Below are 12,985 nucleotides of genomic sequence, written 5' to 3'. Positions count from 1 at the left end.
AAGGAGGATTTAAATGGATTTTTCACATGCATATTCATGGATTAACTTCCGCTTCCTCCTTGATGGGTTGTGGGTTACAATCTATGTTTCACTTATTTCAATCGCATTAAGTTTCATTATTGGACTTGTTTTGGGAACAATTAGATATTCTAAGGTTCCAATTTTGTCAAAGATTGTTGGTTTTATAGTAGATATTATTAGAAACTTGCCGCTTCTTTTAATAATCTTCTTTACTTATTTTGGACTGCCAGCAATGCAGATTAGGGTTAACGCAGTTGTTGCGTCGATTATAGCTTTGGTTGTATTTGAAAGTGCAATGATTGCCGAAATTGTTCGTTCTGGTATCGGAGCAGTTGATCCTGGTCAAATGGAAGGTGCTAGAAGTAATGGTATGACATACTTACAAGCAATGTTTTATGTAGTTATGCCACAAGCTTTGATGAAGATGATTCCAACGCTTTTATCACAATTTGTTTCCTTAGTTAAGGATACTTCTCTTGCAACGATTATTATCTTGCCAGAACTTCTCTATCATGCACAAATCGTTTATAGTCAAGACACTAACTATATGATTCCAATGTACTTGATTATTGCGGTAATGTACTTTGTAGTTTGTTTCTGCTTATCAATGGTTGCATCTTACTTACAAAAGAAGTTTTCAAACGATTAATATCAAAAAATACTAACTACGTGTTAAAGTTAAAGTAGTTAGTATTTTTTTGTAAGGAAAATAAACATGGATGCAAATTTGCAATTAACAGACTTAGACCGAATAGAATTAACTAAAAAGTCATATCAAAATTTAAACTTAGGCGAACGAATTGAAATTAGTGGTCACTTTATTGGAATTGTTACAGATTCTATTTATGAAAAAGATGGCTTAAGAGCTTTTGTAATTACGAATCAAAATGAAGTTACGATTTTATATAAGGGTTCATATGGCTTTTTAAAAGGTAATCCGACAACTTGGCGGGATGAGTGGCTTAAGACAAATTTACCAATTTTAGTATCATTGCTTATCAATAATGAAAAGAAAATTCCCAGTCAATTAAATTCTGCAGCAAAACTTTTAAATAAGACGATTAATAAATATCCTAAAGCACATTTTTATATTTATGGGCACTCACTGGGATCAATTAATGCTCAATATGCTTTAGCTAATTGTCACCATCCAAGTTCTATTTATGGTGCATATTTATATGAAGGTACTAATATTTGGTTACTTTTAACTCAAAAACAGCGTCAAGTTGCCGCAAAATTAAGAACAAAAATTTATAACTATGTAGATATTTATGATCCAGTAACCCTTGGCATTACTGCTACTCATCACATGGTAGGAAGATTGATGTATGTAGATTCAACGCCGATGTCACCCATTAAGCAGCATATGTGGGGTGGGTATCGTTTTGATAAAGATGGCAACTTGCTTTTGCGCGAAGTTGATGATGAATTTTTAAGGGAAAGTTTGAATGAGAGAAAATTTTTAACTAAGACTAATGATTTAGCTAAGGCCTTAGAAAAGAAGGGACAAGCTGGTGAAGTAAGAAAACTTGCCGCAGAAAAGTTAACAGATTTGAAGAAACGTTTTCCAGATAACAGCGGCTTTAATAAATTGGCAAGTTTAATTGATAAGGCTGGATTTTTGAAAGAAAAATAATTAATAAAAAGGCTTAATTTTGATTAAATTCAAAACTAAGCCTTTTATTCATATACTGTATAGTTTAAACTCTATTTTTTCTTACAAAAATATGATATAGATTTTCCTATGAAAATTAAAACAAAGCTCATCAACATAGGTCTTATAAATGTTTGAAAGTTGAGGACTCGCATATCTAGTAAGTAGTATAAAAATAAAAGTAGGTAGGTGATAAAAAAATCTATTAAATTTTTACCCATATCTCTTGTGTACTAATTCCACTCCATACCACATGCCACTGCCCAAACGGCTAACTGACCTGCTACAAGAATAGCATTTGTTTTTACACCAGCTCCTTTTGCAACTCTAATTACTACTTTTGCTAGCTCTTTCCAAGCCTTTTTCTTTGCGTATTTAACAATAACGCCAACATTTACCATTGCAAAAAGTTCATCTTTAATTTTATTGTACATACACTTGCCCATACTATTCCAACTGAACATTGAAATGAATGGAGAATATGTAGTTGAACTAGTATTTGCTAAATAATTAACATCTAATTCGCGACTAGCTGCTTGTAACTCTTGTTTGCTAAAATTTTCTTTAGCATATTTATTAAGATTTTCTTGACTTACGCCATGAGCAAACATTTTTTGTAATTCTGTCGCTACAGTATCAACATCTTGAGATTGTACTGAATCACTCGCATATACATTACTTGAAAGTGTCGCAAATAATTCTAAAATAATAGTAAAAACCATTAATAATTTAATGATTTTGATTGATTGTGATTTTGTTTTATTCATAAACACATCTCTCTTCTTTTAAAATATTAATTTTTAAAAAATTATAACAAATATATTAAAGTGGTGCAATAAGCTTTATTAAAGAAGTGATATTGGTAACTCTAATGAAATATCTTTTAGATGATTTAAAATAATAAAAAACGTTTTCCAGATAACAGCGGCTTTAATAAATTGGCAAGTTTGATTGATAAGGCTGGATTTTTGAAAGAAAAATAATTAATAAAAAAACTCGCCAAAAGGCGAGTTTTTGCTTAATAAGATTATTGTTTCCAAGCCGCATCAAGCTTAGTTTTCCCAGTTGAAATAGCTGTATTCCAGCTTTGCTTTTTACCAGCTTGAGCTAAAATTGTTTGCATGTTTGCATTCACTTGATCATATGCAGTTGTGGCATTTTTTGTAACTGGTAAGAAGTAAAGATTCTTGGTTGTATCAGCTAAAATTGCAGGAACTTTACTATTTTTATCAGCTTTATAAGTCTTAGAATTTAAGACCTTAGAGTTAACAGGCATGTAACCTGTTTGCTTGGCCCAATATAGTTGAGACTTTTCACTTGAGAGGAACTTAAGATACTTGAAAGCAGCAGCTTTTTGCATAGCAGATGCCTTATTAAACATATAAATGTCTGTACCTTGTTGAGCATTCAACTTACTTGGTCGAGGCGCAATCCCATATTGATATTTTTTACTCAAAGCTTGTTTGACATAAGCTTCATTAGCAGTAGAACCAATAAACATTGCAACTTGAGCATTATCAAAAGGAGTTGACATGTATTTTTCAGTACCAGCTTGCATGAAGTAGCCGTTCTTTACGCCATCTGCATAGTAATTGATGACTTTTTTAGAAGTTGAACTAGCGAAATTAAGCTTATTATTAAAATTGACGCCGTTTTCCTTCATTGCAAGCATGTAGTAATTATTAAGTGCATCAAAACCAGCTCCTCGAACTTTGTGGTTGCTCTTTTTATAAATGGTTTCAGAAGCTGATTTCAATTCTTGCATAGTTGTTGGTACTTTTACACCATATTTATCAAGCAGTGTCTTATTGTAGAAAAGAACCTCAACTGACTTGTTAAATGGTACACCATATTGTTTGCCATTGATCTTTGCACCATCCCAGAGACCTGATTGAATGTCGCTTTTTTTATAAGAGCCCCAGCCAATATTTTTGTTGTTAACATAAGGTGTTAAATCGGTTAGCATATTATTCTTAGCTGCATTATAAAGCCAACCAGGATAAGCTTGAGTAATAGTTGGCAAATCTTTAGGAGATTGTAGACTTGAAGTTAACTTTGACTGCAGGTCTGCATAATTTCCACCCTGGCTTTGCAATTTAATAGTAATATTCGGATTTTTCTTTTCAAAATCACTTGTAAGTTTCTTAAGAGCATTTTGAGAAGTTCCAGTTAAAGAATACCAGAAAGTTACAGTAGTTTTTTTAGAAATTTTTTCTGGAATCTTGCTACTAGAATTATTAGCCGATTTATTTGAGCATGCGCTAAGTGCAATAAGTGCCATTAAGACACCGGCAGCTGTAGCGACTTTATGTTTAAGTTTCATTTTTGAGTTTAAAAACCTTTCCTAACTCGAATGCTTTTTGAATTATACCGTAATTTTATCATAAAACACGGATAATTATAAATATTTTTTAAAATATTGTTCTTGATTGACAAAAGATAATTAGAAAATTATTATTGAGATTAAGAAACATAATAATATTTAGGAGAAGATCATGGATAAAGACCCATTAGTATATCAATACGCAATTGGTAAACGTAAACCTTATGATTATGATTATGGTAATCGGCAAGGTAATCAAAATGCCGGCTGTCCATTTTGCGATGTAGCTCATTTAGAGAATATTTTTGAAAAAGATGAGGATCGTATTTGGCTTAAAAATAAATATCCAACATTACAAGATACTGATCAAACAATTTTAATTGAATCAAGTGATCATCAAGGCGATATTTCAACTTATACTAGAGAAGAAAACCAAAAATTAATGAAATTTGCCCTTAAATGTTTTCATGAGATGCTAAATTCTAAAAAATATAAAAGTGTTTTATGGTATAAAAATTTTGGTCCCAAATCTGATGGTTCATTAACTCACCCTCATATGCAGATTGTTGGCTTAGACAAAAAGGACGGCTATCAAGATGTAGGTGAAGACAATTTTAAAGGTTTTGAAGTTGGAAAAAGTGGCGATGTGGAAATGAATTTATCTTCTCATCCAGTTCAAGGCTATCAAGAAGTCAATATTATCACTTATCATAATCAAGACCTGAATACTTGGGCAGATTTAATTCAAAAAGGTACTCAATATGTAAGATCAGTCTTATCACATGGTGTGGATTCTTATAACTTATTTTTCTATCCAATGAATAATGGACAAGGAACTTGCTGCAAGATTATTCCTCGTTTTTATGCGTCTCCATATTTTGTAGGTTACAAAATTTCTCAAGTAGATGATTCTGATACCTTAAAATGGGAGGCAGCACGCCTTAAAGGTTTTGTGACAGGTGGAATAAGTCTTAATTAACTTATATTTTTTTCTTGGTGGCAGACTGGTTTGCCACCTTTTTGTTATAATAAAAGTGACAAAAATGCGCATTAAAGAAGGAATTTATTAATGAAAAAAATTGTAGTTATTGGATCCAGTAATGTTGATACAACATTACATGTAAAAGACTTTCCTAAACCAGGTGAAACCATCAATGCTCAAGATGTTACTGTAGCAGGTGGTGGTAAAGGTGCCAATCAAGCTATTGCTGCAGCAAAGAGTGGTGCAGAAACTGAATTTATTAGCCGTGTAGGTGAAGATAGTTTTGGTGAATTTATCATGGCTCAACTTAAGAGTTATGGTGTATCGCTTGATTATGTACAAACAACTCAAGAGCAAAAAACCGGCCATGCTTACATTACTTTAAATGAAAATGGTCAAAATGATATTATTATCGATCATGGTGCAAATTATCAATTAAGTGCATCCGATATTGATGCTGCAAGCGATTTGATTGATGAAGTTGACTGTGTGATTGCTCAATTTGAAACTCCAATTGAAGCAACTATAGAAGCTTTTAAGATGGCTAAAAAGAAAAACGCAGTCACAATTTTGAATCCGGCTCCTGCTATTAAGGAGATTCCAGCAGAATTATTAAAATATACTGATTTAATTGCACCAAACGAAACAGAAGCTGCTGTGATTACTGGCATAGTTATCAATAAGGAAGAAGATTTAGCACAAAATGCTCAAAAATTGCATGAACTAGGTGTAGAAAATGTCGTTATTACTTATGGAGATAAAGGCTCATATATTTCTGCTGGAAATGTAGAAAAGCTTGTTCCTGCTTTTAAAGTGAATGCTACTGATACAACTGGTGCTGGAGATACTTTTATTGGCTTTTTAGCTGGAAACTTAAATAAGGATCTTTCTAATATTGAAGAAGCAGTTCTTATTGCAAGTCGTGCATCTTCTATTGCAGTTCAACGTCTTGGTGCTCAACCTTCAATTCCAACTGCAAAAGAAGTAGAGGATTTAATGGAGAATTAAAAAATGGATAAGCAAAAACAAGATGAATTAAAAAAAGAAGCAGCTACTCAAGCTGCAATGATGGTTAAACCAAACTCAGTATTAGGAGTGGGAACGGGTTCAACAGTTGCATTTTTCATTGATGCTTTAGGAAAAAGAAAAAATGAAGAAGGCTTAGAATTAAAACATATTGTTACAACTTCTAATAGAAGTAAGAAGCAACTTGAAAGTTTAGGCTTTAAAGTTGATGAATTAAGTGATGTTGATCAAGTTGATTTAACAGTTGATGGAGCTGATCGTGTAGACGACCAATTAGATGGTATCAAGGGCGGTGGCGGAGCATTAACTCTTGAAAAAAATGTTGCTGTAAATTCTAAGCAAATTATTTGGATCGTTGATGAATCAAAACTTGTTCATCATTTAGGTGGTTTTGCTCTTCCAGTAGAAGTGTTGCCCATTTCATGTGAACAAAACTTCCGCAAGTTTCAAGAAGAAGGGCTTAAGCCTAGATGGCGTATGACTGATGAAGGCAAGCGTTATATAACTCACTATGGCAATTACATTATTGATTTAGCAGCAGACCCAGTACCTGCTCCACATGGCTTGGCTGACTACTTAGATCACACTGTAGGAGTTGTAGAACATGGATTATTTCTTGATATGTGCGATGAAGTAATTATTGCACATAGTGATGGAACAATTGAAGAAAAGGTAAGATAAACTTATAAAAATAATAAAAAAATATTTTTGTTTTGCCCACAATTGGTAGAATTAAAGTAACAATAGTTACAAGAAAGGAATTTTATAATGACTAAAAAGCCATTGATTATTAGTACTGATCCAGGCATTGACGATGTTGCAGCGATGACGATCAGTTTATTTAGTAAAGAACTTGATGTGAAAATGATTGTACCAACTTGGGGCAATGTGCCACTTAAGTATACTTTGCAAAATACACTTAATTTAGAAAAGTTTTTAGGTACTACTGTGCCTGTAGTTGTAGGTGCAAATCAACCATTAGTGGCTCCAGCTATCAGTGCTGCTAGTGTCCATGGGAAAACTGGAATTGCCGGTTTTGAATTGCCAGAAGCTGATAATTCATTAGTAAAGTCTGGGCTTGCTGCAACATTAATGTATGAAGAAATTATGAGTAGCCCTGAAAAAGTTACTTTAATGGGAATTGGTCCTTTAACTGATTATGCACTTTTATTAAAGCAATATCCTGATGTTGTTAAAAATATCGAAGAGTTTGTTATTATGGGTGGAAATATTGGGCGAGGCAACCATAGTCCTTTAGCAGAATACAATATTGCAGGCGATCCAGAAGCTGCAAGTGTTGTCTTTAATAGTGGAGTTTTAGTAAAAGTAGCACCTCTTGAAATTGGGAACAAAGCTCATGTTACTCAAAAACAAATGGCAGAAATTAAGAAACATGGGAAAGTTGGCGACATGCTCTATTCAATGTTTTCTAATATTCATGAACCAGATGGTGATACTCGAATTAAGATTTTTGATCCAACAGCTGTAGGTATTATGCTTCATCCTGAATTTTTCACTATGAAAAAAGCTCGTGTAGATATTGAACTTACTGGTCGCTTTACTTATGGTGCAACAAGTATGGACTTCTTGAATGAAGAAACCAATGCTTTAATTGCGACCGATGTAGATGTTGATAAGTTTGCTGGTTGGTTTATTGACAGTGTAGAGCTTGCTGAGCAAGGACAAAAATAATGACGGACTTTGTTTATCGCAGTGTAATGCGCGATATTAAGCAAAATATTTTAAAGGGAAATTATGAGGGGATGCGTTTACCAGATGAGCGCAGTCTGGCAGAACATTATCAAGTTAGTCGTTCTTCAATGAAGCGTGCTTTAGGAGTGCTTGCTGAAGAGGGGATTGTTTTTAAAAAGCGTGGTAGCGGTACTTTCATTAATCCTTTATATTTAAAAAATCAGGCTCTTTTTCGTTATGAAGGTTCAAACTTGGGTTTGACTGATAGTTTCAAATGGCCTGGTAAAAAGCAAACTATTAAATTACTTAACTTTCATGTAGTTAAGGCAACTTCAGAAATTGCTCAGGATTTGTTTTTAAATGAGCAGGATTTTGTCTATGAGTTTAAAAGATTACGTTTATTAGATAATCAGCCATTTTTAATAGAAACCGGCTATTTACCAATTAAAATTATGCCAGAGCTAAAACCAGAAATTTTGCAAAGTTCGCTTTTTAATTACTTAGAAGATGAACAAAATAAAACAGTTACCAAGGCATTCTTAAATATTACAGTTGAACCATCGAATAGCGAAGATCAAAAAGAAATGAAATTAACACCTACTGAGCCGGTAGGAGTAATGGATGGAATTTTCTTTTTGGATGATGGAACTCCGTTTGAAGTATCAAATATGAGAGTTCATTATCACTATATGAGATTTAACACTTTTGTAAATTTAAATAGATGAAAAAAGGCAAATCACTTAGTGATTTGCCTTTTTTCATGGATTCATTTTTTGAGTTAAAGTAAGAAATTATACTTCAAATTGGTCGCTGTTATTTATAGGACTAGTATAAACATAGCACAAGTTAGTATATTTAGTATCCTCACGCAATACTTGCATAATTTTTCGTTGTTCGTGAGTCAAATGCAGATTTTTCAAAGCTACTTGTGCATCAATATACATTACCAATTTATTAGTATATGCTAAAGGATGATCGTGTTTTTCAAACTTACGCATTACTAGTCCTGCAGCATCGCGCACATTACGATATTTTTCGATATTCATTTCATTAAAAGTATTATTTTTGGAAAAACTGTTATAAAACTCATTTAATAATGTATAAATCTTATTATCTTCTTGCTTTTGCTGAGGACGACTGAACAAACTAATCATGATTTTACCTCCTTAAGTTACAGAGATAATTTGGGTTTTGGGACTGAAATTATCTGCAATTTCTTTAGGTAAAGCTACATCAGTAATTAATACGTTAACTTTATCTAAAGGTAATGACATAAAGGGAGAAGAATTTGCATTAGTGAACTTATATTGTTCAGCAACTAATACAATTTGCTTAGCTCGAGAAGCTGCCGCTGAAATCATTTGCGCATCTACTTGAGTTGAAGTGTAAACACCATCTTCGCGCACTTTTGATGTTCCAATAAAAGCTGTATCAAAATGCAACTTATTTAATTCAGAAAGTGAGTTCATAGAGTAGATAAGGCGATCTTTCTTTTGAATGGTACCTCCAAGTATTGATACAGCAGGTAGTGGTGCAGCCATTAAAGCTAAGGCATTATCAACAGAATTGGTAACTATTTCAAGATTTTTCCCAGTAATAAAAGTACAAAGATGGCGAAGAGTAGTGGAAGGGCCAATAAAGTCAAGTTGTCCAGGATGCACGAAGCGAGCTGCCACTTTTGCCATTTTTGCTTTAATTGGAGATTGAATTTGAGTTCTTGCTAAAAAATCAGGCACATCTCCGTGATTAATAGCCATCAAACCGCCATGAATCCGGAGCGCTTGACCTGTAGAAGTTAAATGGATTACATCACGGCGAGCTGTATCAAAAGAAACACCAAAATGCTTGGCAAGTTTTCGAGTTGATAGTTGATCATATTCTTTCAATAATTTTTTGATTTCAATTAAACGCTTCTCTTGTGACATCTTTTTCCCTCCATCAATAAGTTAACATTTTGCAAAGATTTAGTCTGTGTTTAGTAAGTGTTTTGCAATTATTTATCAGTATTATTATGTATTTAATTATAGAAATACTTAGATGCTTTGACAAGAATAGCTTTATAGCAAGCTTTTATGAATCAGTATTTATTTTTGATACTTGTTAAAAATTGGGTGGTACCAATTTTTTAAATAGTTGAACTTTCGTAAAAAGGTGGTATTATTAAAGTGTAAGAAAAAAGCAAATAAACTACTAAAATCTTATTTAGTATTAACCCAAAAGGAGAAATTATCATGGCGGTTGATTACGATTCAAAAGACTACTTAAAGAGTGTCGACGCTTACTGGCGTGCAGCTAACTACTTGTCAGTTGGACAATTATTTTTAATGAAGAATCCACTTTTAAGAACTCCGCTTTTAGCTGAAGATGTTAAGCCAAAGCCAATTGGTCACTGGGGTACAATTGCTCCACAAAACTTTATTTATGCTCACTTAAACCGTGTTCTTAAGAAGTATGACCTGAATATGTTCTATATCGAAGGTTCAGGTCACGGTGGTCAAGTTATGGTTTCTAATTCATATCTTGATGGTTCATATACTGAACGTTATCCAGAAATTACCCAAGATGTAGCAGGGATGACTAAGCTTTTCAAGAGATTCAGTTTTCCAGGTGGTGTTGCTTCACACGCTGCTCCTGAAACTCCAGGCTCACTTCATGAAGGTGGTGAACTTGGTTATGCATTATCACATGGTACAGGTGCAATTTTAGATAATCCTGATGTAATTGCTGCTGTAGAAATTGGTGATGGTGAAGCAGAAACTGGTCCACTTGCAGCTAGCTGGTTTAGTAATAAGTTCATTAATCCAATTACTGATGGTGCGGTTTTGCCAATTTTACAAATCAATGGTTTTAAGATTTCTAATCCAACTATTGTTTCAAGAATGTCAGATGAAGAGTTAACTGAATACTTCCGTGGTATGGGTTGGGATCCACACTTTGTTTCTGTCTTTAAAGGTGGACGTTTCGATGGTGAAAAGTCAATTGAAGAAGTTCACGAAGAAATGGCCAAGACAATGGATAAGGTAATTGAAGAAATCAAGGCCATCCAAAAGCATGCTCGTGAAAATAATGATGCTACTTTACCACATTGGCCACTTATTATTTTCCAATGTCCTAAAGGTTGGACTGGTCCAAAAGAAGACCTTGATGGCAATCCTATTGAAAACAGTTTCCGTGCTCACCAAATTCCAATTCCTGTTGCTCAAAGTGATATGGAACACAAAGACCTCTTAGTAGATTGGCTTGAAAGTTATAAACCAGAAGAATTATTTAATGAAGATGGTTCACCTAAGGATATTGTTACTCAAAACACTGCTAAGGGCGATAAGCGTATGGCAATGAACCCAATTACCAATGGTGGTATTGATCCTAAGCGCCTCAACTTGCCAGATTACCGCAACTATGCTTTAGAAATTAATAAGCCAGGTGAAAAGACTGCTCAAGATATGGTTGAATGGGCTAAGTATTTAGATGATGTAGCAACTTTGAACCCTGAAACTTTCCGTGGTTTTGGTCCGGATGAATCAAAATCAAACCGCTTGTTCCAACTTCTTGATAATAAAAAGCGTCAATGGGAACTTGATGTTCATGAACCAAATGATGAAAACTTGGCACCAGAAGGTCGTGTAATTGACTCACAATTATCAGAACACCAAGATGAAGGTTTCCTTGAAGGTTATGTATTGACTGGTCGCCATGGATTCTTTGCAACTTATGAAGCATTTGGTCGTGTAGTTGACTCAATGCTTACTCAACATATGAAGTGGCTTAGAAAAGCTAAGGAACAATACTGGAGACATGATTATCCATCTCTTAACTTTGTGGCAACTTCTACAGTATTCCAACAAGACCACAATGGATATACTCACCAAGATCCGGGTATTTTGACTCACCTTTATGAAAAGAATCGTCCAGACTTAGTTCATGAATACTTACCAAGTGATACTAATACTTTGCTTGCTGTATCAAACAAGGCTTTCCAAGACCGTGAATGTATTAATGTTTTAGTAACTTCTAAGCAAGAACGTCCACAATGGTTCTCAATTGATGAAGCTACTGAATTAGTTGATAAGGGTCTTGGTTACATCGACTGGGCTTCAACTGATAAAGGTGCAAAGCCTGATGTTGTCTTTGCTTCAACTGAAACTGAACCAACTCTTGAAACTTTGGCAGCAATCGACATTTTGCACAAGAAATTCCCTGACCTTAAGATTCGTTACATCAATGTTGTTGATGTTATGAAGCTTATGGCTCCAAAGGATAATAAGAATGCAATTAGTCAAGAAGAATTTGACAGATTATTCCCAACTGATGTGCCAATTATCTTCGCATGGCACGGATACAAGTCAATGATGGAAAGTATTTGGTTTGCTCGCAAGCGTTACAATGTTTCAATTCACTGCTATGAAGAAAATGGTGACATTACTACTCCATTTGACATGCGTGTCTTGAACCACTTGGATCGTTATGACTTAGCAAAGGATGCAGTTGAATCAATTCCAGAATTGCGCGGCAAGAATGCTGACTTTATTGCTGAAATGGATAAGATGCTTGCTAAGCACCACCAATACATTCGTGATAATGGTAAGGATATGCCAGAAGTTACTGAATGGGAATGGGAAGGCTTAGATTAAGATAGAATATAGTTATAAGAAAAAACGTCTGATGAAAAATCAGGCGTTTTTTGTGTATTGGAATATATTGTTATTAATAAGCGCGTTCTTTTGATGAGATGGAATATAAAAACTATAATAAAAGTGTAGATACAGAGGGAGAAGATGGATAAATGAAAGATAAAATAATCTGGTGGATACAATTTATTATTAATGAATTGTTTATGTTAAAAATGTATAGTTACATTTCTCAGTTATATGGCTATGATGGGGGCTGGTCTTTACTTATAGATGCGATTTTGATAGTAATTGCATTAGCGTTAGGCTATGCCCTAACAGTAAAATTTGAAAATAAGGAGTGAGAGTTACCATAAAAAATTGAAAACGTTGGCTATGGAAGTATGCTATACCCATCTTGGGGAACTGGACCTCAAGGTACTCCAGCTAAAACGCTTACCGTTGCTCAATTAGGTAATAATGCTGCGTATAGATTACCAGATTACTTCAAATACTTATTAGATAACAATGAATCAAGTTATCCATCATACTATTAAATAGTGTTTAATAACAAAAAACGTCTGATGAAAAATCAGGCGTTTTTTTGCTTCATAAAAATTATAAAATACGTTTTGTAATTTTTACTAAAATAGAAAAATACAAAGCATATTTTTCAATAA

14 protein-coding genes are annotated in these 12,985 nt (G+C 33.8%); 10 read left to right on the top strand and 4 right to left on the bottom strand.

Going from position 1 to position 12,985, the window contains the following annotated elements:
• Positions 1–13 precede the first annotated feature (13 nt).
• Complete coding sequence (locus FOD82_RS06355; protein ID WP_144355638.1) at positions 14–670, top strand: amino acid ABC transporter permease; 657 nt, start codon at positions 14–16, stop codon at positions 668–670.
• Positions 671–736: 66 nt separating this feature from the next.
• Entirely contained in the window at positions 737–1,657 is a 921-nt protein-coding gene (locus tag FOD82_RS06350; protein WP_144355637.1) for a DUF2974 domain-containing protein, read from the top strand.
• 251 nt (positions 1,658–1,908) lie between these two features.
• Here the strand turns inward: FOD82_RS06350 and FOD82_RS06345 are convergent, their stop codons facing one another.
• Complete coding sequence (locus FOD82_RS06345; RefSeq protein WP_144355636.1) at positions 1,909–2,442, bottom strand: streptococcin A-M57; 534 nt, start codon at positions 2,440–2,442, stop codon at positions 1,909–1,911.
• Positions 2,443–2,702: 260 nt separating this feature from the next.
• The gene (locus FOD82_RS06340; protein ID WP_144355635.1) at positions 2,703–3,998 is read right to left on the bottom strand and encodes an extracellular solute-binding protein; all 1,296 of its coding nucleotides are present in this window, start codon (positions 3,996–3,998) and stop codon (positions 2,703–2,705) included.
• A 172-nt stretch (positions 3,999–4,170) separates the two neighbouring features.
• Between FOD82_RS06340 and FOD82_RS06335 the strand changes: the two genes are divergently transcribed.
• The 5 genes from FOD82_RS06335 (at position 4,171) to FOD82_RS06315 (ending at position 8,423) form a co-directional block, all read left to right on the top strand.
• The gene (locus FOD82_RS06335) at positions 4,171–4,977 is read left to right on the top strand and encodes a DUF4931 domain-containing protein (RefSeq protein WP_144355634.1); all 807 of its coding nucleotides are present in this window, start codon (positions 4,171–4,173) and stop codon (positions 4,975–4,977) included.
• Positions 4,978–5,067: 90 nt separating this feature from the next.
• Positions 5,068–5,988, top strand: coding sequence for a ribokinase (gene rbsK, locus FOD82_RS06330; protein WP_144355633.1), 921 nt, complete (start codon positions 5,068–5,070; stop codon positions 5,986–5,988).
• A 3-nt stretch (positions 5,989–5,991) separates the two neighbouring features.
• The gene (gene rpiA / locus FOD82_RS06325; protein WP_144355632.1) at positions 5,992–6,687 is read left to right on the top strand and encodes a ribose-5-phosphate isomerase RpiA; all 696 of its coding nucleotides are present in this window, start codon (positions 5,992–5,994) and stop codon (positions 6,685–6,687) included.
• An 87-nt stretch (positions 6,688–6,774) separates the two neighbouring features.
• Positions 6,775–7,698: a nucleoside hydrolase gene (locus FOD82_RS06320; RefSeq protein ID WP_144355631.1), complete on the top strand. Its 924-nt coding sequence runs from the start codon at positions 6,775–6,777 to the stop codon at positions 7,696–7,698.
• Complete coding sequence (locus FOD82_RS06315) at positions 7,698–8,423, top strand: GntR family transcriptional regulator (RefSeq protein WP_144355630.1); 726 nt, start codon at positions 7,698–7,700, stop codon at positions 8,421–8,423. The genes FOD82_RS06320 and FOD82_RS06315 overlap by 1 nt, the downstream gene beginning before the upstream one ends.
• A gap of 66 nt (positions 8,424–8,489) precedes the next feature.
• On the opposite strand, the gene FOD82_RS06310 is transcribed toward FOD82_RS06315, so the two are convergent.
• Both FOD82_RS06310 and FOD82_RS06305 read right to left on the bottom strand, forming a co-directional pair.
• On the bottom strand, positions 8,490–8,852 hold the full coding sequence (locus FOD82_RS06310; RefSeq protein ID WP_144355629.1) for a bacteriocin immunity protein: 363 nt from the start codon (positions 8,850–8,852) through the stop codon (positions 8,490–8,492).
• A gap of 12 nt (positions 8,853–8,864) precedes the next feature.
• A complete protein-coding gene (locus tag FOD82_RS06305) occupies positions 8,865–9,623 on the bottom strand; it encodes a DeoR/GlpR family DNA-binding transcription regulator (protein ID WP_144355628.1) in 759 nt (252 codons plus the stop codon).
• A gap of 306 nt (positions 9,624–9,929) precedes the next feature.
• Between FOD82_RS06305 and FOD82_RS06300 the strand changes: the two genes are divergently transcribed.
• The 3 genes from FOD82_RS06300 to FOD82_RS09785 all read left to right on the top strand — a co-directional run bounded on the left by FOD82_RS06300 (position 9,930) and on the right by FOD82_RS09785 (position 12,862).
• Entirely contained in the window at positions 9,930–12,329 is a 2,400-nt protein-coding gene (locus tag FOD82_RS06300; protein ID WP_144355627.1) for a phosphoketolase family protein, read from the top strand.
• A 152-nt stretch (positions 12,330–12,481) separates the two neighbouring features.
• Positions 12,482–12,670, top strand: coding sequence for a hypothetical protein (locus tag FOD82_RS06295; protein ID WP_144355626.1), 189 nt, complete (start codon positions 12,482–12,484; stop codon positions 12,668–12,670).
• Between the two features lie 39 nt (positions 12,671–12,709).
• Complete coding sequence (locus tag FOD82_RS09785) at positions 12,710–12,862, top strand: hypothetical protein (RefSeq protein ID WP_186277719.1); 153 nt, start codon at positions 12,710–12,712, stop codon at positions 12,860–12,862.
• Positions 12,863–12,985 lie beyond the last annotated feature (123 nt).

Source organism: Lactobacillus sp. LL6 (assembly GCF_007570935.1).
Lineage (GTDB): Bacteria > Bacillota > Bacilli > Lactobacillales > Lactobacillaceae > Lactobacillus.
This window is presented reverse-complemented; position numbering and strand designations above follow the sequence as displayed.